The sequence below is a fragment of the Thalassospira sp. TSL5-1 genome, from assembly GCF_001907695.1.
In the GTDB taxonomy this organism is placed as follows: Bacteria; Pseudomonadota; Alphaproteobacteria; order Rhodospirillales; family Thalassospiraceae; genus Thalassospira.
The window spans coordinates 1,312,615-1,333,426 of record NZ_KV880637.1 but is presented as its reverse complement, the minus strand read 5'-3'; the positions used below and the strand labels follow the sequence as shown (position 1 = coordinate 1,333,426).

The following is a 20,812-nucleotide window of genomic DNA, read 5'->3' as shown; positions in this document are numbered from 1 at the left end:
ACTTGCGCGACTTTGTATCTGCTACACATAGTAAAAGAACAAAAATCATAAGGTAAAATCTGTGAATTCCTCGTCACCTCCGCCCCATCACACCGACAACGGGTTTGAAAACCGCTATCCCCTGCCCGAAGGCAAGAAATCGTTTTTCCGGTTTTTACGCCGTCGTTTCTTTGGCAGGGAAAGCTGGCCCAAGGCGAAACACCAAACCGGCAAAACCCCCATCGTCGCCCCGGACCTTGATGCCATTCACAGCCCGAACCCGGATGTTGCCCAAGTCACCTGGATCGGCCATGCCTCTGTTCTGGTGCAGTATCAGGGCATCAATATTCTGACCGACCCGGTCTTTTCCGACAGGGCGTCCCCCTTCAAAAAATTTGGCCCCAAACGCTACTCCCCGCCCGGCCTTACAATTAATCAACTTCCAAAGATCGACATGGTTCTGCTATCGCATAATCATTACGATCATTGTGATCTTGAATCTTTACGCCAAATTGGCAACGAGCCCACCTATATCGTTCCGCTGAAAAACGCAAACCTTCTTAAGGAGGCCGGAATTGAAGGCTGCCTTGAAATGGACTGGGACCAATATGCCGAAGTTAACGGCGTTAAGATAATCCATACCCCATCCCATCACTGGTCCAGCCGCAAGATGAGTGATCGCAAGGAAATGTTGTGGGGTGGTTATGCCCTGACCTTTACCAATGGCTTCAGATTTTATTTTGTCGGTGATAGCGGCTGGAACGAAAAACTGTTTGCCGAGATGGGGGCAAAATATGGCCCGTTTGACCTTGGGCTGATCCCGATTGGGGCTTATGAGCCGCGTGATTTTATGAAAACCGCGCATGTAAACCCCGAAGAAGCCGTTTTGATCAAACAGACAATGCAGGTAAAACAGGCCATCGCCATTCATTGGGGCACGTTCGTTTTAACATCCGAACCGGTGGACGACCCCCCGGCACGATTGCACAGCGCCATGATGCAGGCAGGCGAAGACCCGGCGGATTTTATCGCCCTGCCCGTTGGCGGTACCCATCACCATATTCCTGATCCCCAAGCAGACATATAACAGACCTTATTGTTTGGAAAACAGCAATATTGTCGTTATTATTCAACTATTAACGAACTTAAAATCGGGGATTATGCAACGTGAGCATCACAGTATTTTTGGCTGTCATCGGTGCTGCTCTGATGCACGCGGTCTGGAATGCCCTGATCAAGGGTGGGCAGGACAAATTGTTGAACATGACCGCGGTTATTTTTGGTCATGTGCCCCTGTTACTGGTGTTGCTGCCCTTTACCAGCCTCCCCGCCCCGGCAAGCTGGCCTTATCTGATAGGGTCGGTCATGTTGCATCTGGGCTATCAGTGGTTTTTAATCGCGTCCTACCGGTTTGGCGACCTAAGCCAGGTTTACCCGATTGCGCGCGGTTCGGCCCCGCTGATTGTTGCCGCCATATCGGTGCTGTTTTTGGGGGTGGTGCTAAGCCCGATTGAAAGCAGCGCCATCTTGCTAATCGGTTGCGGTATTATCAGCCTGTGCCTGGTACGCAAGGCCGACGGGTTACGCAATGCCCGCGCGGCAATTCTGGCCCTGATCACCGGCTGTTTTATCAGCGCCTATTCACTGACCGATGGGACCGGCGCACGCCTGGCAGGCAGTGTGCTGGATTATTATGCTTGGCATACCCTTGGCAATATTATGGTATTTGGCCTGTATGCCCATATGCACCGCCCCAACATCCTGCGCGACATTGCACGCAACGGCAAACGGGCCTTTTTTATCGGCGGCAGCGCATCCTTTATCGCCTATTCCACCGTTATGTGGGCCTTTACAAACGCGCCCATCGCGCTTGTGGTTGCCCTGCGTGAAACCAGCATTGTTTTCGCGCTTTTAATTGGTGTTTTTTTCCTTGGCGAAAAACTTAATCTGATAAAGCTGGCATCAACAATGATGACCTTGTGTGGCGCGGTTCTGCTGCGTTTCTCGCGTAATTGATGCGCAAAAAACCCGATTTACAAAACGCTATAGGGCAATCGCTTTTCACCGGTTTCAAACCGGTTAAGGCGAAAATCATCCAAATTGATCGAAGGCGCGCCTTTTGTGATCCATTCCGACAGCACCCTGCCGACAATCGGCCCCATGGCAAAACCATGCCCCGAAAAACCGGTGGCAACAAAAAAGCCCGCCGGGTTTTCAAGCTGGTCAATCACCGGCACGGCATCGGGCGTTACATCAATATCCCCGGCCCATTGATCGACGATTTTGGGCGTTTCGGCATCGGGAAACAGGTGTTTGAAGGCGGCAAGTGCATTGCGCACCCGTTTCGGGTTGGGCAATGCCGTGGTTTGCCGACGCCCCATCAACGGTTTATCGGCCGCCGGGGAACCTGGCAAATGATCAGCCAGATCATCGATAAACCGTATGCCTAAATGGAAATTGAAATTGCGCCAGTTATCCTTGTAAGCAGGCCAGAAATCGCCCGCATATTTGAACCGCGACAGGGTTAGGTCAATATCGCTATTCACATCATCGGCCAGATTAAGCGACCCGTCGGCGCGCTGACGAAACCCCAACCCTTCAATCAGGGCGGAAACAGCGGATATGGGCGGAATGGGGCTGGTGCGAATAACTGTGCTGCGCGTTGTTTGCTGCGGCAAACGACGGCCAAATTTCGCAACAAATTTATGGGTCATCGCCCCTGCGGCACAAATGACAATGCGGGTTTTGATCACCCCCCGCTCACTCATCACACCACTTACCTGCCCGGCTTCGGTTTCGATATCGACCGCGCCGCACCCCTGCACAATCACCGCGCCCAAGGCATGCGCTTTTAAGGCAAGTGCCGGCGCGGCCTTTTTCGGTTCTGCCTGGCCATCATTGGCGGTAAACAGGCCACCAACACCAGGGGCGGCCAATCCCGGCATCAATTTTTCCACTTCGGCCCGGCCCAATGTGCGTGACCCGATGTCATAAGGCTTCACATCAGCAAGCCAGCGTTCATAGGATGCCATTTCGGCATCATTGTTGGCGACATACAAAACACCGCCCTGCCGCCATTCCAGATCCGCGCCCAGTTCACGCTCCAGCTCCGGCCAAATCGCAATACAGGCCTTCATCAGAGGCAGTTCCACCGGGTCGCGCCCCTGCTGGCGCACAAAACCCCAGGCCCGGCCGGATTGATGCGAGGCAATCGTATCCTTTTCCAGCAACACAACAGACATGCCGGCCTTTTGCAGGTAATAGGCGCTGGCGGCCCCCTGAATACCACCGCCAATAATCACGATATCGGCCTGTTCTGGAATGTTTTGTGTTGGCATTTGTGAAATATCTCCGCGGGCCGGACAAAGGGGCGTTTTTTATGGTTCCCCAAAATGATAGGGCGCATTAGGGTAAGGCAATTAACCACGGCCACCATGCGCATGGAAATCAAAAAATGCCCCACAAACCCAATAACCAGCATCCCGCAACCGTTGCGGCACAGGCATTAGGCTGGGTGGACGACGCAACCCGTTCCGTAACCCCGCCGCTTTACCCCTCGACAACGTTTGAACGCAATACCGACCTTAGCTATCACGAGGGCCGCTGTTATAGCCGGGCGGACAACCCCACCTATGACCAGGCCTGTGCCGTCTTAAAAGCGCTGGAAGGCGGGGCGGACAGCCGCCTGTTTGCATCGGGCATGGCGGCGGCGGTGTGTGTCTTGCAGGCCTTGCAACCGGGCGACCATGTGGTGGCCCCCAAAGTTATGTATTGGGCCTTGCGCGCCTATATGCAGGATGTTGGCGTGCGCGCTGGCCTGACATTTGATTTCGTCGATAATGGCGATGCCGATGCCTGGCAACGTCATATGCTGCCGGGCAAAACCAAACTGATCTGGCTGGAAACCCCCGCCAACCCCGACTGGCAAATTACCGACATTGCCGCCGTTGCCAAGGCCGCCCACGATATTAGCGCGATTGTTGCCGTGGATAATACAGTGGCAACACCGCTTTTGACCCGGCCCATCGATTTTGGCGCAGATATTGTCATGCACTCCGCCACCAAATATTTGAACGGTCATAGCGACGTTTTGGCCGGAACGCTTACCTGTGCAAAAAAAGATGCGTTTTGGGAGCAGGTCTGCAAACAGCATAAAGGCGGCGGGGCCGTATTGGGTGTGTTTGAAACCTGGCTTTTGCTGCGCGGTATGCGGACCCTATCGCTTCGGGTCGAGCGCGCATCGGCTAACGCCATGACCCTGGCCCGCCATTTTGAAAACCACCCCGAAATCGAACAGGTTCAATATCCCGGCCTTGAAAGCCATATCGGTCACGACATTGCCAAAAGGCAAATGAATGGTGGCTTTGGCGGTATGCTGTCAATCCGGGTCAAGGGCGGAACGGAACGTGCTGTTGCCTTTCACAATGCGTGTCGCATATTCAAACGCGCCACGTCGCTTGGCGGTGTGGAAAGCCTGATTGAACATCGGGCCTCTGTCGAGGGGCCAACCAGCCCGGTGCCCGGCGATTTACTGCGCCTGTCGGTCGGCATTGAAAACGATGACGATTTGATTGCCGATATTGAAACGGCATTGTCCGACACAAAATAGCAGCTTCACAGCCCTTTATCGCTCACAACACCGAACAGAGACATGCCCACAATTTACAACAAACCACAGGCCGGAAAGACCGGCTGGCCGTTTTTTGTTTGTCTGCTGATTGTGTTTTGCATCGGTGTTGCGGGGCGATCCTGGGCCAATAGTTCCTATTTCGGGCCGATGTCACCCACACCCGGCCTGATCTTTGATGTCGCCAAAAACGAATATGTTCGCCTCGAAACGCTGCAATCGGCCGCTGCGGGGGCAAAATACATTCTGCTGGGCGAAAGTCACACCAATCTGGTCCATCATCAGCGCCAGGCCGAACTGGTTGACCTGCTATCTGGTGATGGCATCAAACGTGCCGTTGTCTGGGAAATGATCAACCGTGATCAGCAAGAAGCACTCGATGCCGCCTGGGACAACCCGGACCTTGAAATTGAAGACCTGGGTGCGGCAATAGGCTGGGAAGACAGTGGCTGGCCGTCCTGGCATGATTATTCCCCCATCGCACAAGCCGCACGAAACCATCAATTACCAATGGTCGCCGGCAATTTACCTAATGCCCTGCTTGGCCCGATGATGAAAAAGGGCACTGTCGCCCTGCCAGCCTCCCTTGCCAAAAAACTGGTGCTGCCGCCCCTGCCCGACAACATCAAAACCCTGTTTGACCAGGAAATTGTCGATGCCCATTGCGGGATGTTAAAGCCAAACCAGGCCCCGCCCTTTAGCACCATTCAGTTTGCCCGTGATGCGTCGCTTGCCCGCGCCATGTTTGATGCCAAACACCAAAAAGGCATTAAGGGCGCATTTTTGATTGCCGGTGCCATGCATGTGCGTGCCAATGTTGCCGTGCCGTGGCATTTAAAACGGTTTGATCCCAAAGCCACCAGCATCGTTATCGCCATGATCGAGGCCCCCGACCTTTCGGTTTCCAGCGCCAAACCAGCCGATTTTCCAAAAATGTTTGGCCCCGGCCACAGTGTGGATTTCATCTGGTTTACATCCGGGCTGGAACAACCAGACCCATGCGAGGGCATCGAAATGCCCAATGTGTCGCCACAGGATGATGGCATGCAACCTTCTGCCGATAATACCGACCCCACCCGTTCGGATGACGGCGCCGATACATTGGCCCCCGTAACGCCCGACAAGGCACCGCATCAAAAGAACACGGCTCCAAGCAAGCCTGAAATGGATGCCAAAACAAAAGGCCCCAAAACCGATAACGACACAGGAGTACATGATCCGGAAAAGGAAACACCGGCACCGGGCCACAAGGCAAATTCAAAAAACCCGGTGATAGACCCGGAACCTTCCGATAACCCGAACCGCCTGATCATGCCGATCCCGCCTGCACGGCCGAAGGATTAGGGTCAAAAGACTTTAACAGGGTTATTTAAGGCGGCGCGGCCGCCAGTCGGTGGTGGCAACGGGTTTGCCCTTGTGCGAACGCATGACGCGCGGGCGCACCACATCCTCGGCCTCGGGGGTTGTCGCCGATTTGCGCACGGCCGTATAAAAACGGACCATTTCCTCAAACGAAATCAGTGTTCCGGGGCCTGCACGCCAGGCCTCCTGATAGGGGGCGTGATTGCGGATCGAGGCATTCAGATGATCCACAGAATGATGCCCGAACTGACGCCAGACGCTTTCGATAAAATGGCGGGTTTTGTCATTGATGGCTTTCAGGCGCACATCCGGGCGGGTTTCTTCCATCAGAACATAAAGGTTGGGTTCAATTGGCCCGGCTTCTTCGGCCACAAAAAGGGCCGGCATCAGCATGGCCCCATGATAGGATGCACCAAAATATCCCTGTGCCAGATACAGCAACCGGTGCAGTTTTTGCGGCTGAAGATATTCATTGTCATTCAGCGCATGATCGATCAACCGCAACGCCACATCATATACCGAATAAAGAACCGGTTTTTGTTTCATACCTGTCCTGCAAACCCGCACATATTGGAGCCGTCAAACCGGCCGCTTCCATGCGCGCATGATAGCCAGCCGATTAGCCGACAACAAGGCTCATCAAAACAAACAAGCCAGCCGGTTGGCATCAGGTTTGGAAATCAAAATATTGCCCACGTTCGGGCATTCCACCGTGGGTAACAACATTGACCATTGCATACATGGATTGCGGCGACCGGCGTGCCCCCAAATCCAGCGGGCCTTCAAAATCCAGCAGCTCGTCAAACCGGATGCCTTCAGGATCGGCAGGCTGGCCCCCTTCTCGCCTGAAAGTGCCCGCCGTTTTTTGCACACGGCCCTTGCTGGCATTTTCCCGAGACTGTTCTTCATTCTGACCACCGCCTTGCGAAGTGCCGTGGCCGTTTTTTTCCTCGATAAAGGCATTAAACAGGGTGCCGTCAGTATCGGGCTGATAGCCAAAACGTTCATTGGGCTGTTCAATGCCGTCGCTGCGGGTGACAGAGGCAATACCGCGCGCACCAGCAGGCGCCAACCGCGAGGCATATATCGCGGCATTGGTGGCCTGAGCAGGAGGCAGTTGCGGAATCATGACCCTCACCCTTTGGATATGGATGGATGATCAAATGATCATTTAAAATGATTATATCCTAATTTACCGGAAAAATCACCAAATTCCGCCGATTCTGCCCTGTTCCCGCTCTCAGGCACGATACAAGATAATCAATCGCCTTCAAATTCAACCATATTGAAAACTGGAATACCCGCCGCGCGAATGCGGTCTGCACCGCCAAGATCGGGCAGATCAATGATAAAGCCGCAACATACCGGAATGCCGCCCGCCTTTTTCACCAGTTCAATGGCCGCAAGTGCGGTGCCGCCCGTTGCAATCAGGTCATCCAGGATCAAAACACGCTGGCCCGGCTTGATGGCATCGACATGTATTTCAATAATATCCGAACCATATTCAAGGTCATATTCGACCGATACGGTTTTGGCGGGCAATTTGCCCTTTTTGCGTACCGGTACAAACCCGACGCCAAGCGCCAGTGCGACTGCGGGGCCAACAATAAAACCGCGTGCCTCGATCCCGGCAATCACATCGATATTCTGATCCTGAAATTCACCAGCCAGGGTATCAACAACCTCGCGCAACCCTTCGGCATCGCTAAACAGGGTTGTGATATCGCGAAACATGATCCCCTTCTTGGGATAGTCGGGAATTGTGCGAATCAGCGATTTAATCGACATAACAGATCTGGCCTCCGGCCCGAAAAGAAAACAACAAAGCCGCCTTCGACAAAATCGAAAGGCGGCCTAAAATCGGGCAGCTTGATAAAAAATGCAATGCCCTTCGGCAAATCAGTATCAGAACGGATCAGGCAGCGTGGTGGAAATCCATTTTGCGGCCACCAACAATGGCCTGCCCGGTAACACCACCAACACCAACATGAGCGGATGAGGTGAAATCATCGGCCAGCTTGCGGCTTATTTCGGCCCGGGTGCCACGCGGCATGCCAATATCGGCTGCGCGCCGATTGCCCCACACCGCCCGGTATAAACGATAATCATGGTCATTGATCTGGCCAAAAACCTTTTCGACTTCCATCAGGGTCTGAACATAACTTTTGTTCATGGCGGTCATCCTGTTACTCGTTTTCCCGGATATGCCCGGCAAAGCGCCAGACATGGCCGTGCGTTTGTTATGTACTCGCTGGTACATCGCATCGACACACGCCATATAGGCCGGGAAATACGGTTTCTCAACTGCAGGACGGTGACATGTTGGCGAACATTTTGTGACGTTTGCCGCAATCCCTCCGGATACATCCCTGCGAGCACCTGAAAACCCGCCATAAAAGCCGGTTGCGCCAGATCAGGAATGTCACAGTAACGAAATGGTGAGACATGAAAAAGTGCCCGCAAACACTGCAGGCACCCTGATTTCATAAATGGCCGTGCCGACAAAGAAAATCGACATCAATGCCGGCGCAATAAATGCCCTGGCGGCCTTAATGAATATTGTTGGACGGGTCGTCTGTTTCCGATGCCTGGCGATCCATTTGTTTTTGCAGGGCTTCGGCATATTCCCCGTAAATACGCCCTTCCAGCGACAGCTCAAGAAAACGAATATAATCCTGCTGATTGTCTATTTTGCTGCGGGCAACCTCGATCACATCAAAGGGGGATTCCGCATCCAGCCCGTACTGACGGATCAGAACCAGCATCTCGGCGGTAATTTCTTCAAGTTTCTGCTGTGCTTGCGCAAAGGTGATATTCATCCAAACCCCCAACCATTTTCTGTTTGATGTGTGGCTGCCATCAAGCGGCAACATCTTTTGTCCCGGTCGCATGGTATGCCCGCCTTGCACCGTAATTTCAACCGCGCGGCCGCAAACCGGCAACGATTTTTCACGCGCAATTCCGGGGCAGATTATGTCGCGAAACAGACCAAAAGGCATATAAAATATAAAAGACCATACAACCTGCGAGATATTTCAGGTGAAATTTGGAATATTTCTGAATATCGCCTTTGACTTGAGGCAAATCAATGTTTCGTCGGCCCAAAAGCGGGATTTTTCAGGTTATTAATTCAAATCTGGCACAATCGGATTTATGGGGAATCCCGCTGTGCTCATTCCAGTCTTTTCGCAGGCTTGAGGGAAATTTATGGCGCTTTTATCCAGTTGGAAACGGATGGGTATCCGAAAACGGTTTATGGTGACATCTGCCTTTGGTGTTACCGCCGTCATGGTGATTGCCCTTATCCTGATTGCCATGACTGAACGCCACGCAATGGATGCAAAGCTGCGCCAGCTCAGTGATAACGAACTGACGTCGCTTCATGCCCTGATCGTCAATGTCATGGCGGCCCGGATTGAAGATTCCGAAGATATCGGCATTCGCGTATTCAATAACTGGTTTGACAGCCGGAACAAGGATTACCCTGGCGAACTATGGTCGGTCTGGGCACCCAAAACCCTGACCTATATGGAGGAAAATGGCGAAAAACCCCTAAAACTGCCGCGTGACGCCATTGACCAGGAAGCCATCGAAACCGGCAAACTTGTGGGCCGCTATACCGACGAAGGCACCTATCGCATGTCAATGCCCATTGTGCTGGGTGTGACCGAAGGGGCCAATCAGGAAGTGTGCTTTACCTGCCATAACGGGTTGATGAACGAAGAAAAAGGCGACGTCATTGCCGTTCTGTCCTCCAGCCTGTCAGTCGCCCCGGAGGAACATAAAACCAATACCATTCTGGCCGGTATTGCGATTGGCGGTATTGTCGTTGCAATCCTGACTGTGATCGGCATTCGCGCCCTGCTTTCAAACATCGTGATTAATCCTCTGTCTCAATTGGGCGGTGTGATGCGCGATCTGGCCAATGGCAGAACCGACCTGGATATTACCGGAACACAGCGCAAAGATGAAATCGGCGCGATGGCCCGCTCGGTCGAGGTATTTAAAACCAATGCCATTGCCAAGGAACGGATGGAACGGGAACAAAAAGCCGCCCAGGAACAGCGCGAACGCCGTATGATCCGGCTGGAAGCCCTGATTGGCGATTTTGAAAAAATCATCGCAACCATTGTCGCGTCGGTTTCCGAATCTGCCAGCAAAATGCAAACGACCGCCCGTGAACTGGTGGGGGCGGCCGACCGGGCCAGCAAAAACGCCACAACGGTCGCCGCGGCCTCTGAAGAAGCCACAACCAATGTGCGCACGGTTTCCGGCGCAGCAGACCATTTAACCGCCTCGATCACGCAAATTGGCGAAAAGGCCCATCAATCCACCGAGATTACGGCCGAGGCATCGCAGGAAGCCGATATTTCCAGCCGCACGGTAGCGGGCCTGTCCGAAGCGGCGGGTAAAATTGGCGAAATCGTCAGCCTGATTAACGATATTGCCGGTCAGACCAACCTTTTGGCCCTGAATGCCACCATCGAGGCTGCCCGGGCGGGGGAAGCCGGCAAAGGCTTTGCCGTGGTTGCAGCCGAGGTCAAAAACCTCGCCAATCAGACGGCACGCGCGACCGAGGATATTTCCGAGCAGATCAACGCCATTCAAAATGAAACCGGCAAGACCGTTAAATCGATCGAGGATATTTCCGACGTCATCCTGCGCATTACCGATATTACCAACACCATTTCCGAAGCCGTGCGCGAACAGGCCGACGCCACCGGGGAAATTGCCCGTAACGTGGAACAGGCCGCCATCGGCACCCAGGAAGTCACCCGTAATATTGAACGTGTCAGCCACACAGTTGCCGAAACCGACCAGTCTGCACATTCGGTTTTGCAGGTTGCCGAGGAACTGGGCACGCTTTCGCAAAATCTGCGGGCCGAGGTAGACCGGTTCCTGGAAGGAATCCGCAAGGCCTAAATATCCGGTTCCGCACGACTGAACATATCGTTTGTAATCTTAAAAATCATGGCACCCTGTGTTCAAATTGGGACGCAGGGTGCTTTTTCTTGCCTTCACAAAATGGTCCCGGGCCTTTATCAGCCTTGAACGAATGGTCTCCTCCAACCATATCAAATACTTTCGGGGATGGTTGTTTTCTGAACAAGCCTGAACGCATCCTTTCTGGAAGCATTTTAAGCCTAGCACTGCTCTTTGCTTAACAGCATGGCAAACGCAGTCTATGATGGATTTTCGTGGTCGCTGCCATTGGCAGATCCGCAATTGGGGGCGGAAGTCAGGAAGATTTCTGTTTAAGGGAACGTGAAAAGCGATGTCGCTGACAACGATTTTGGGGATTTTGGCCGGTATCGGCCTGTTTGTTACGTCGATTTATATTTCGACTGACAATTATGTCGTATTTCTCAGCCTATCAAGCGTGTTGATGGTGCTGGGAGGGACGTTCGCAGCCACCTTCATTGCTTATGAAACAAGGTATGTTTTTCAGGCAATCAAGTTGATTTTTAAAATTTTTCGCGCCCCGAGCATGGGTCGCGGACAATTAACCGGCGAAGTCGGCCGTGTCGTCAAATGGGGCTACCTGATGCAAAAAAAGGGCATTAACGCCCTTGAACAGGAAATCACCCGTCTTGATAAAGAAGAGCCGTTTCTCGGCTGGGCAATGGAAATTGTCATTACCGGCTATAACGGGGATGATGTCGCCGATATGCTGTTTAATGCCATTGAAAGTGCCTATAACCGCGCCGTCATACCCGTGGACATTTTGCGCAGCATGGCAGGGGCTGCCCCGGCCTTTGGCATGATCGGTACACTGGTTGGTCTGGTGATTATGCTTGATAAAATGGGCGATGACCCCACCTCGCTAGGTGCAGGCCTCGCCATTGCCTTGATCACGACCCTGTATGGCATTGTCGCGGCACGGTTCTTTTTCATTCCCGCCGCCAGCAAAATCCAGCAGCGCGAAGAAATCATGAAATTTCGCAATTCGCTGATTGCGGAAGGGTTGATCATGCTGGCCGACCGAAAAGGCCCGCGTGCCATTCAGGACCGGATGAACTCGTTTCTGGACCCGAAGATCCATTTCAACATGGACAAGGCCCCGCAATAAGGCGGTTTGGTTCCTTCTGGCTGACAGGAAATGCACATGACCCGGCGTCGCAAATCACCCCTCGCGGAAAACAAAAAACCAGAGGAAATCAGCGAAGACTGGCTGGCGACCTATGCCGATGCCATTACGCTGTTGATGGCGTTTTTCATCATGCTGGTCAGTTTTTCTAAAATCGAATTGCCGGTCTTTGAAAAAATCCAGGCCGGTATTGCGCAAAATCTTGGCAAGCGCAGCGTTGTGCGCCCCACCGAAATTCTGGAAACCGACCTTAAGGACGTTGTCTTTAACCTGGCACTGGATAAATCGGTTCATGTCAGCACGGATGACGAAGGCATTTTGATGGAACTGGCAAACGGGTCCTTTTTTCAGCCTGGCTCGGCCGATTTAACCCGCGATGCCGTGCTGTTTTTAAAGGATGTTGGCGATCTTTTGAAACAACCCCGCTATATGGGGTTCCAGATCGAGGTGAAAGGCCATACCGACGACACCCCGATCAGCACTCCGCGATTTCCCTCCAACTGGGAACTGGCCGCGGGGCGTGCCATTGCGGTTGTCCGTTTCTTTGGTGCGTTAGGCGTTGACCCGCAATCCGACCGGATGCGCGCCATTTCCTATGGCGACACCATGCCCAAACTACCCAACGAAGATGACGCGGGCAACCCGATCCCCGAAAACCAGGAAGCCAACCGGCGGGTGGAAATACGTATATTCCCGAAATTTTCACGCTAAAGCGATTTGCCTTTAATTTGCCAAAACCAATGGCCTGCGCCTGATACCTTTTGCCCGGCACCGCGTAGACGACAAAACGGGGCCCCGTCAGTCTGCCCGTGTCTTTCCGGTAATGTCGAGGACCATGTCATCGCGGGCGGCAAAAACCGATGCCCATTCGGCACGCGCCTGTTTTTCAATTTCGGCCATGATTTTATCGTCGTGATCGGGATCATGATGAAACAGGGCCAATTGGCCAACATGTGCCATCTGGCACAAACGCACCCCTTCGCGCCAGGTGGAATGCCCCCAGCCAGTGCGCCTTTCAAATTCAGCATCGGTGTAAGTGGCATCATAAATCACCAGATCAGCCCCTTCGATAAAATCCAGAATGGTCTGATCGGTTTTACCGGGCTGATGTTCGGTATCGGTCACATAACAGACCGACGCCCCGCCATAATCCACCCGATAAGCCACCGCCCCGTTAGGGTGGCGCAAAGGTGCCGTGCGCACCGTGACGTCTGGCGCAGGGTATAAGGTCGTACCGGTTTCAAAATCACAAAAAGTCAGGCTGGAGCGCATGGCCGATAACGGCACCGGAAAAGTCGGATTTGCCATTTGCGCAGAAAAAACCTTTTCCACCCCGCCCTGCCCGGTCAAATGCCCGGCAAAAATTTCAAAGCTGTTGCCAGGATCATACGCCGGCACAAAAAATGGAAAGCCATTAATATGGTCCCAATGGGTATGGGTCAGAAAAATGGCGGCACTGGAAATACCCCGGCGCACCAGATCGCGACCCAAATTGCGAATGCCGGTACCGGCATCAAAAATCAGGACCCGATCCCCAACCCGCATTTCAACACAACTGGTATTGCCACCATAAACAATATGGTCCGGTGACGGACAGGCAATGCTGCCCCGCACCCCCCAGAATTTGACCGTTATGGTCATCGCGCGCGTTTCCCGTTCTTCTTGGCGCCCCAGACTGTCGCGAGCAGCAATTTTTTTCTCATCCGGCATCAATCCAGCGAAGAGCACATCCAATTTCAAGCCCTGGTAATTGGTCGGCCCGTCCGCCATTTACCGCAATTTCCACCAAACCAAACGAATTTTCATACCAAAAAACATGCCCCACCGGCACGTCCGAAAAAGTACGCGCCCTGGCAATTTCGAGATCACCCAGGGTTAATATCGCCCCGTCTGCCATTTCCCTTTTGGCACGCAGGCCCGTCATGGCATTGCCATAACCGTCGATATAAATCACCTCGGCCAGATCATCGGGCCAGTCCCGCGCCCCGGCAAAACGGTCGTCCAGTTCCAGTTCATGGCGGGCAAAATTGGTGTTGGCGGCCAGCATACCCGCCACCGGGCCAAAAATATCGCGCCCGTGAAAACTGGCAGAGACGCCATCCGGTTCCCAGTCTATCTGCCACAGGCGCACATCGTGCGCACGGCGAACCAGCAATTCAAACAACCCGTTATCGGGGCCGACAAAATAACTGTCATCACACTGGGCGACAATGGCGCGCCTGGCACTGCCAACACCGGGGTCAACAACACACAAACCGATATCACCGGCCCGGAATTCCCGCCGTAAAGATGCCAACAAATAGGCCGATCGCATCGGATCACGGTCTGGTGCATCCAGCATCAAATTGACAACACTTTCCTTCCGCCCGGCATGGCGCATCACAGCTGCCTGCATCGCGCCGCTATAGGGACCGGTAAAATGAAAATCACTAAAGATCAGAATCATGATCGTAACCTGTTTGCCTGCCAGTTTGATCCTGATTTTAGCACTGGCCTATGACAAACATCACAATGACGATGCGGCACACTTACGCCCCGTATCGCCATTGGGCTATGTTACCCGGCACCTTACTTAACATCGCAATATTGCCCGCGACGCTTCAGGTCCGAACAAATCTTGTTGGCCTTTGCCGGGTCCAGCCCGTCAGCCAACAGACGATAGAATGTGCCTTTGCCCGGCACCGAAACACGGCGAATTTCATGATCCAGCCCGGTAAGTTCGTTGGCAAACCGGCTGGCCAGAATAAGCCAGCCACGTTCTGCCTGGGTCTGATTACGATAGGAGGCCAAATGGACTTCGGCATTTCCGGTTTTTTTGACAGCGGATGATGCCGGGGCAGAGGCCACCTTTTTCACCGGGCGACTTTCGGCATCCGATGCCGTAGCAACCCGGCGCACGGGCTGGCCCTCCTGCGAAACCATGCTGGCATTGGCCGGTTCAATGATCGACGCCTCGATGGCGTTACGTTCCTTGGTAAATTCGGTTGGCGTGATCAGCTTTTCTTTTTGCAAATCCTCGATCCGGGCAATTTGGCGTGCCGCATCCATCAGGCCTTGCGGGGCTGGCGCCGGTGTTGCCCGTTCGCGGGGCTCGGCAGGCAACAAACCATCCAAAATTGCGGTGCGTTCATTCACATGGTCCTGCACCGAAACCGCCCCCATTTGCAGTGCCTTGTTCAACTGCTCCAGCCGGTCTTGAATTTCGCGTCCATCTGGTGGCTGCCGGTCCAGATACGCCGCCGGGGCCGGCGATGTCATGGGCAGTAACGCGCCAATATTGGCCGCGCGACGGGCAGAATATTCTTCCGGCGTGATCAGGCCTGCGGTTTGCAAATTGCGTAAAATGGCAAACCGTTTGGCAATATTGGCATCAGCCGCCGATTTGGTTGCCGGTACAGCCTGCGGCGCCCCCTGGCCGTTATCAAACGGTGCGGACATCGTGGCACCGGGTGCATCCGATTGCGCCGCCATGCGGGATGCCTCGGGGCCAAAACCAACCACGCCGGGCAACCCCTGCTCCAGCCGGTCAAGGTTATATTGTGCGGCATCATGAAGCGGATGAAGCTGCATCACGGTTGGACCAGCCATCACAACCGTACCGGGCGGATTGGACGCAATCACCGCACTATAATCCTGACGGGCCTTATCGGGGCGACCGGTATTCTGATACATGATACCGCGCCATAACAACGCATAGCCATTCAGGGGATTACGCTGGATCGCGGCATCAAGATATTTTTCCGCTGCCGGGTAATTTCCCGATACCACCTCGGACAGGCCAAGGGCAGTATCATCCTTGCCGGCAAAGGATGTTGCCTGGTTCCAGAATTCCTGATCACCAATTGGTGCACATGCCGCCGCAAGCGAGACCAGCCCGGCCATCATCAGCACACGCAGCCCACGACCTGCAGGATTCACGGTTTTATTCCTGACCGCGTTCATCGCGCCATCCCCATCTATCGATTTGCAGAACAAGGGACCACTTCCCCGTGTTCCTGTCAAGTTCGCCAAGCCCCCGCCAGCCATGCCGCGCATGATGGTAAAGTGACCGTTTGTCATGCAATAAATCGTTAAAATCGCTTTGTTAATCCATTAACTATGCGGTATGGCTAATATCTGCCAAAAAAATGAAATCACATATAAAATGTGTGGTTCGGCTTCGTCGTTTAAGGAGCATGCCTTAAGCCTGAAAACCGGATCAAACCCAAAAGCAACGCGCTAGGGAGTTGTACTTGATCGAACCGCAACAATATGGACAACAGGCCCTGCAGGAACACCTGCTGCTTGATTACGTGCAACGGCTTGAGACCCGAAAATTCGGGCATCGGGCAGTGCATATCCATTTGTCGCGTCTCAAGCCCTTTCACCGGCGCGATTATCATATCCGTGTTGCAACCAACACCTTTGAAAGCTATGTCAAACTGTTCGTGGGCCGCATTTTTGTCCTGACCAATAATGACCTGCTATTCATCTGGAAAGACAAATCGATTGCCGATGTCGAGCCGGGTGTTGAAACACTGCGGTATTTATTTCGCGATGATCCGGTTGCACAGGATGAAAGCGAAGAAACCGGCTTTTGCACCTGGTACAATCTGAATACGGAATTTCAGGAATTTGTACTGTTGTGCCGCTACATGAGCGAAAACGCCCAAAAGCAGCAACGGCGTGAATTGGCCGCCGAACAAAAGGTGCAGTTACAACCGATCAATGCCGACAATCTGGCACAGCTAGAAGAAACCATTCATAGCGCCGACCTTTCAGCCCATATTCGCCAACAACCGGTCTGTGTGCTGTCAAAAGCCAATGGGGGCGAACTGCACCCGGTTTTTGACGAATTTTTCGTCTCCATTGCCGAATTGCGCGATGCCATCATGCCCGATATCGACCTGGCATCGAATAAATGGCTGTTTCAGCACATGACCGAAGTGCTGGACAAACGCATGTTGAACTATCTGTGCAAACGCACCTTTAAAACACATGCAGCGTCCTTTTCGATCAATCTGAACCTCGCCACCCTGACCACCCGCGAATTTGAACGGTTTGACGAAATTGTGCGACGCAACTGGCCGGGCAATGTCATTCTTGAATTTAACCAGGTTGACCTGTTTTCAAACCTGGAAACCTATTTGCGCCTGCGCGATGAATTCCACGAGCGCGGCTATCGCGTGCTGATCGATAATCTTACCGTGGAATCACTGTCATTTGTCGATCGCAAAAGCCTGAAGGCGGATTTTATCAAGGTCGCCTGGCGCGAAGAAATGACCGACACGGTCATTCGCAAAAAATACAGCGAAATGGATACCCTAGTGCAACAATCCGGGCGTGAGCGGGTTATTTTGTGCCGGTGTGATACCCCAACGGCCATCCGGTTCGGGCAATCGCTGGGCATTACCCTGTTTCAGGGGCGATATGTGGATAATATGGTCGCCCGTACCCGGCGTGCCAAAAACGCTAATAAATCGCCCGCAAAACCGGCGAAACCGGCAAAAACACCGCCACCGCGCAAACCGCAGGCATAAAACACGATCTTCTTTCCTGCATCAGATGCTGTTCTCGCCATCCGGTTCAGCCGGCTTGGGCGCGCATCGGTCCTGTCAGTTACTGGCAGGAAGGCGATAAATCTTCTTTGCAGGAAACGAACAAAAGCAGTACAAAAACGGGATGATTTACGCAATTTGTCCCCATTGCCGGCATAAATGGCGCCCGCAGGTTTTGGCGGCGCACGACATGCCCTGCCCGCAATGCGGACAAAAACGCACCATCAACCACGCCGAACTACCGGAGCTGCAAATTGGTCATCTCGATTGCGATGCCTTTTATGCCTCGATCGAGAAACGCGACCGGCCGGAACTGGCAAATCAGCCGGTCATCATCGGGGGTGGCAAGCGCGGGGTGGTTTCGACCTGCTGCTATATCGCCCGCAAATTTGGTGTTCGATCCGCCATGCCGGCCTTCAAGGCGCGCGAATTATGCCCGGATGGCATTTTCCTGCCACCCGATATGGCGAAATACCAGCGCGAAGGCATGCGCATTCGCGACATGATGCGCGCGGTAACACCGATTATCGAACCGCTTTCGATTGACGAAGCCTTTATGGATTTGACCGATGCCTATGAACGCACGGGCCAAAGCCCGGCCGAAAATCTGGTGGCGCTGCAGCAACAGATTTTTCGCGACGTTGGCATTACGGTATCGATTGGCCTGTCTTATAACAAGTTTCTGGCAAAAATTGCCTCGGATTTGAAAAAGCCGTTTGGATTTTCCCTGATCGGTCAGGCAGAAGCAGTTGAATTCCTGTCTGACAAGCCGGTGCGTATGATGTGGGGGGTTGGCCCGGCTATGGAGCGCAAACTGCACCAGGACGGCATTACAACCATCGGGCAGCTGCAAAAACTCGACATCCATCAATTGCAGGGGCGTTATGGCAGTATTGGCAAACGATTTTTCCACTTTTCGCGCGGGCAGGATAACCGACAGGTCGAAACATCGTCGGAACGCAAAAGCCTGTCTTCGGAAACCACCTTTAGCGACGACCTGGCTGATCTGGCATCGCTTGCGGATATTTTAACCCGCCTGGTCGAACGAGTGGCACGCGACCTGGATCGCAAACGCATTGCAGGCCATACGGTGGTGTTAAAGCTGAAGACCGGCGATTTCAAAACCCGCACCCGCAATATGCGCCTGACTTACCCGACCCTGAAACAGGATGTGATTTTGCAAAGTGCCATGACCCTGTTGCAACGCGAAATTGACGGCACCAAATTCCGCCTGCTGGGTGTCGGTGTTTCCGACCTGTTTGACGCCGATGCCGCCGACCCGGACGACCTTTTTGCGCCATCGTCACAAAATGCCGCAATCGACCGTAACGGTGAAAACAACATAGCCCCTAAAAGCAGCCAGAATGATGATGCCGCATCACCGACGGCAAACGCTAACACGGCAACGATAGATGCCGCTACCTCCGCACCTCCCACGGCACATATGGAAATGACACCTGACATGCAGGCGAATTTCCGCAATGATTTTTTACCGCGCCCCAGTCTTGAGCAAATCCGGGAAAGTTTGACCCGCCCCTATCGCAAACAGGTTAAACCACCGCGCCAGCACAAATTTCCATTCTGACCGAAAATTTGTGCACGCATACCCGCAAGACCATATCACGGCAACAGAGTCGCGAATCCGGAAGAAAGAATTTTATTCAAACCCTTGAAAAATAGTCCGAAAACAAAAAATCACCTGACCCGTATGGGAAAGGTGATTGGTACATTTCCAGTAAAGGAAATGGCGTCCCCTAGGGGATTCGAACCCCTGTTGCCGCCGTGAAAGGGCAGTGTCCTAGGCCTCTAGACGAAGGGGACGCAGCGCGTTAACGAGGCCGGTTTTTAGCGATTGGACCGGTCAAGGTCAAGCGGGTTTTTTGCCCTTGTGACGTTTTTTTTAATCCCTTCCCATTTTTAGCCGTTTTTTGCGGCTTTCCCGGCCCTGCCCCCAATCATAAATGCCAGCCCGGCAACGCCAAGGCCGATACCAAGAAAGGCAAACATCCATTGATAGCCCAATGTTGCCGCATCGGCCGGATAATGACCGATGATCATTCCCGCCAAACCCTGCAGCACGAAAAGCCCGCCAAAGGTGGCAAGGTTCACCGTTGTCAGCGCACGCCCTACGAGGTGCGGCGGCACTGCAGCACGGCTTGCGGCATAGTTAAGCGTGGCACAGCTGCCCAGAAAACCGTGTGCCATCATTAAAACGGCCGCCAGCCAGACATGACTGGCCCCAAACAGCGCCTGACAGATCAAAAGTGCGGTAGAAACAAAAACCGAAAACAGAATAAGCGGTCGCGCCCGCCCCCCCATAATCCGCGAGACATGCCCATAACAGGGCGGGCCAAAAATCATGCCAATCGTCATGCCCAGCAAAATATTGCCAACCTCAACCGGGGAAAGATGAAAAACATCCTGCAAATACGGCCCGCCCCACAGGCCCCGGACCGTCAGAATCGTCGGATAGGCAAAAAAGCCCACCGCCACCAGCAACCACATTTGCCGGTTTTTCCAAACCTCCATAATGCCCTGCAGGACTTCGCGCATGCTTTCGCCCCGACGCGGTTGCTTGCGGCGCATATGGGGCGGTTCGTCGCGCACCATGATAAAGGTCAGCACCACGGAAAGCAGGCTAAGCCCCGCCAGCCAGAAATAAACCCCGCGCCATCCCTGATATTCGATCAGGGCGGCCAGCGGTGTTGCCGAGGCCAGAACGCCCAACAGGCTAAGCGCGACAATAATACCTGATGTTGCAGCAAATTTTTCAGGCGCAACCCAGCGCGACGCACAAACCAGCGTCGCCATAAAGGCAGCGGCACAGCCCATGCCGATAATCCCCTGCCCGATCATAAGCCCGGTCACACTATGGGCGCTGGCAAAGACGATAACACCCAGCACGGTCATGATCATCATGATGCCATTGGTTTTACGCGGGCCATAACGGTCCAGCATTACACCAACGGGAATTTGCATCAGGGCAAAGGCAAAATGAAAACTGCCGGAAATAAGGCCTAGCTGTTCGGGCGTAACACCCAGTTCGCCCCGAAGCGAGTCCGCCAGCAGCGCCTGTGCAGAACGATAAAACTGGCTGAGTGAAAAGGACATCAAAAGCGGCACAAGAACCAGGACAAACGCAAGTTTGCCCTGGCCCCGTTCATCGCGCGCTGATGTCACATCTGTCTGATTTTTTTCTGTCATCCTATCGGAATAGGA

The 20,812-nt window shown here is 53.5% G+C and carries 20 protein-coding genes and 1 tRNA gene; 10 read left to right on the top strand and 11 right to left on the bottom strand.

The window, feature by feature from the left end:
• Positions 1-61: 61 nt before the first annotated feature.
• On the top strand, positions 62-1,066 hold the full coding sequence (locus LF95_RS06290; RefSeq protein ID WP_073954160.1) for an MBL fold metallo-hydrolase: 1,005 nt from the start codon (positions 62-64) through the stop codon (positions 1,064-1,066).
• Between the two features lie 80 nt (positions 1,067-1,146).
• Positions 1,147-1,995 (top strand): EamA family transporter, encoded by an 849-nt coding sequence (locus LF95_RS06285; RefSeq protein ID WP_073954159.1) that lies wholly within the window; start codon positions 1,147-1,149, stop codon positions 1,993-1,995.
• A gap of 17 nt (positions 1,996-2,012) precedes the next feature.
• Here LF95_RS06285 and LF95_RS06280 read toward each other — a convergent pair whose 3' ends face one another.
• Positions 2,013-3,317, bottom strand: coding sequence for an NAD(P)/FAD-dependent oxidoreductase (locus LF95_RS06280; RefSeq protein WP_073954158.1), 1,305 nt, complete (start codon positions 3,315-3,317; stop codon positions 2,013-2,015).
• 116 nt (positions 3,318-3,433) lie between these two features.
• Here LF95_RS06280 and LF95_RS06275 point away from each other — a divergent pair, with 116 nt between their 5' ends.
• Both LF95_RS06275 and LF95_RS06270 read left to right on the top strand, forming a co-directional pair.
• Positions 3,434-4,588: a trans-sulfuration enzyme family protein gene (locus tag LF95_RS06275; RefSeq protein ID WP_073954157.1), complete on the top strand. Its 1,155-nt coding sequence runs from the start codon at positions 3,434-3,436 to the stop codon at positions 4,586-4,588.
• Between the two features lie 42 nt (positions 4,589-4,630).
• Positions 4,631-5,950 (top strand): ChaN family lipoprotein, encoded by a 1,320-nt coding sequence (locus tag LF95_RS06270; RefSeq protein WP_073954156.1) that lies wholly within the window; start codon positions 4,631-4,633, stop codon positions 5,948-5,950.
• A gap of 21 nt (positions 5,951-5,971) precedes the next feature.
• Here the strand turns inward: LF95_RS06270 and LF95_RS06265 are convergent, their stop codons facing one another.
• The 5 genes from LF95_RS06265 to LF95_RS06245 all read right to left on the bottom strand — a co-directional run bounded on the left by LF95_RS06265 (position 5,972) and on the right by LF95_RS06245 (position 8,787).
• On the bottom strand, positions 5,972-6,514 hold the full coding sequence (locus LF95_RS06265) for a Panacea domain-containing protein (RefSeq protein WP_073954155.1): 543 nt from the start codon (positions 6,512-6,514) through the stop codon (positions 5,972-5,974).
• Between the two features lie 121 nt (positions 6,515-6,635).
• Positions 6,636-7,097 carry a hypothetical protein gene (locus LF95_RS06260; protein ID WP_073954154.1) on the bottom strand — a complete coding sequence of 154 codons (462 nt, stop codon included), beginning with the start codon at positions 7,095-7,097 and terminating at the stop codon, positions 6,636-6,638.
• Positions 7,098-7,228: 131 nt separating this feature from the next.
• The gene (locus LF95_RS06255; RefSeq protein ID WP_073954153.1) at positions 7,229-7,756 is read right to left on the bottom strand and encodes an adenine phosphoribosyltransferase; all 528 of its coding nucleotides are present in this window, start codon (positions 7,754-7,756) and stop codon (positions 7,229-7,231) included.
• 127 nt (positions 7,757-7,883) lie between these two features.
• Positions 7,884-8,141, bottom strand: coding sequence for a hypothetical protein (locus LF95_RS06250; RefSeq protein WP_143181954.1), 258 nt, complete (start codon positions 8,139-8,141; stop codon positions 7,884-7,886).
• A 376-nt stretch (positions 8,142-8,517) separates the two neighbouring features.
• Positions 8,518-8,787, bottom strand: coding sequence for a hypothetical protein (locus tag LF95_RS06245; RefSeq protein ID WP_073954884.1), 270 nt, complete (start codon positions 8,785-8,787; stop codon positions 8,518-8,520).
• A 388-nt stretch (positions 8,788-9,175) separates the two neighbouring features.
• Here LF95_RS06245 and LF95_RS06240 point away from each other — a divergent pair, with 388 nt between their 5' ends.
• The 3 genes from LF95_RS06240 (at position 9,176) to LF95_RS06230 (ending at position 12,767) form a co-directional block, all read left to right on the top strand.
• The gene (locus LF95_RS06240; RefSeq protein ID WP_073954152.1) at positions 9,176-10,891 is read left to right on the top strand and encodes a methyl-accepting chemotaxis protein; all 1,716 of its coding nucleotides are present in this window, start codon (positions 9,176-9,178) and stop codon (positions 10,889-10,891) included.
• A 352-nt stretch (positions 10,892-11,243) separates the two neighbouring features.
• Positions 11,244-12,038, top strand: coding sequence for a motility protein A (locus tag LF95_RS06235; RefSeq protein ID WP_073954151.1), 795 nt, complete (start codon positions 11,244-11,246; stop codon positions 12,036-12,038).
• A 36-nt stretch (positions 12,039-12,074) separates the two neighbouring features.
• Positions 12,075-12,767: an OmpA/MotB family protein gene (locus LF95_RS06230; RefSeq protein WP_073954150.1), complete on the top strand. Its 693-nt coding sequence runs from the start codon at positions 12,075-12,077 to the stop codon at positions 12,765-12,767.
• An 87-nt stretch (positions 12,768-12,854) separates the two neighbouring features.
• On the opposite strand, the gene LF95_RS06225 is transcribed toward LF95_RS06230, so the two are convergent.
• Both LF95_RS06225 and LF95_RS06220 read right to left on the bottom strand, forming a co-directional pair.
• The gene (locus LF95_RS06225) at positions 12,855-13,697 is read right to left on the bottom strand and encodes an MBL fold metallo-hydrolase (RefSeq protein WP_073954883.1); all 843 of its coding nucleotides are present in this window, start codon (positions 13,695-13,697) and stop codon (positions 12,855-12,857) included.
• A 58-nt stretch (positions 13,698-13,755) separates the two neighbouring features.
• Positions 13,756-14,502 carry an SAM hydrolase/SAM-dependent halogenase family protein gene (locus LF95_RS06220; RefSeq protein ID WP_073954149.1) on the bottom strand — a complete coding sequence of 249 codons (747 nt, stop codon included), beginning with the start codon at positions 14,500-14,502 and terminating at the stop codon, positions 13,756-13,758.
• Between LF95_RS06220 and LF95_RS23625 the strand changes: the two genes are divergently transcribed.
• Positions 14,501-14,632, top strand: a complete 132-nt coding sequence (locus LF95_RS23625; RefSeq protein WP_256359941.1) for a hypothetical protein — start codon at positions 14,501-14,503, stop codon at positions 14,630-14,632. The two genes, LF95_RS06220 and LF95_RS23625, sit on opposite strands and share 2 nt — an antisense overlap.
• On the opposite strand, the gene LF95_RS06215 is transcribed toward LF95_RS23625, so the two are convergent.
• Positions 14,625-15,974 carry a tetratricopeptide repeat protein gene (locus LF95_RS06215; RefSeq protein WP_252509671.1) on the bottom strand — a complete coding sequence of 450 codons (1,350 nt, stop codon included), beginning with the start codon at positions 15,972-15,974 and terminating at the stop codon, positions 14,625-14,627. The two genes, LF95_RS23625 and LF95_RS06215, sit on opposite strands and share 8 nt — an antisense overlap.
• Positions 15,975-16,288: 314 nt before the next feature.
• Here LF95_RS06215 and LF95_RS06210 point away from each other — a divergent pair, with 314 nt between their 5' ends.
• Positions 16,289-17,575 (top strand): EAL domain-containing protein, encoded by a 1,287-nt coding sequence (locus tag LF95_RS06210; RefSeq protein WP_073954148.1) that lies wholly within the window; start codon positions 16,289-16,291, stop codon positions 17,573-17,575.
• Positions 17,576-17,783: 208 nt separating this feature from the next.
• Positions 17,784-19,178: a DNA polymerase IV gene (locus LF95_RS06205; protein WP_252509670.1), complete on the top strand. Its 1,395-nt coding sequence runs from the start codon at positions 17,784-17,786 to the stop codon at positions 19,176-19,178.
• A gap of 160 nt (positions 19,179-19,338) precedes the next feature.
• Here LF95_RS06205 and LF95_RS06200 read toward each other — a convergent pair.
• Positions 19,339-19,414: transfer RNA gene (locus tag LF95_RS06200), tRNA-Glu, on the bottom strand.
• A 96-nt stretch (positions 19,415-19,510) separates the two neighbouring features.
• Positions 19,511-20,797 carry an MFS transporter gene (locus LF95_RS06195; RefSeq protein ID WP_073954147.1) on the bottom strand — a complete coding sequence of 429 codons (1,287 nt, stop codon included), beginning with the start codon at positions 20,795-20,797 and terminating at the stop codon, positions 19,511-19,513.
• Between the last annotated feature and the right edge of the window lie 15 nt (positions 20,798-20,812).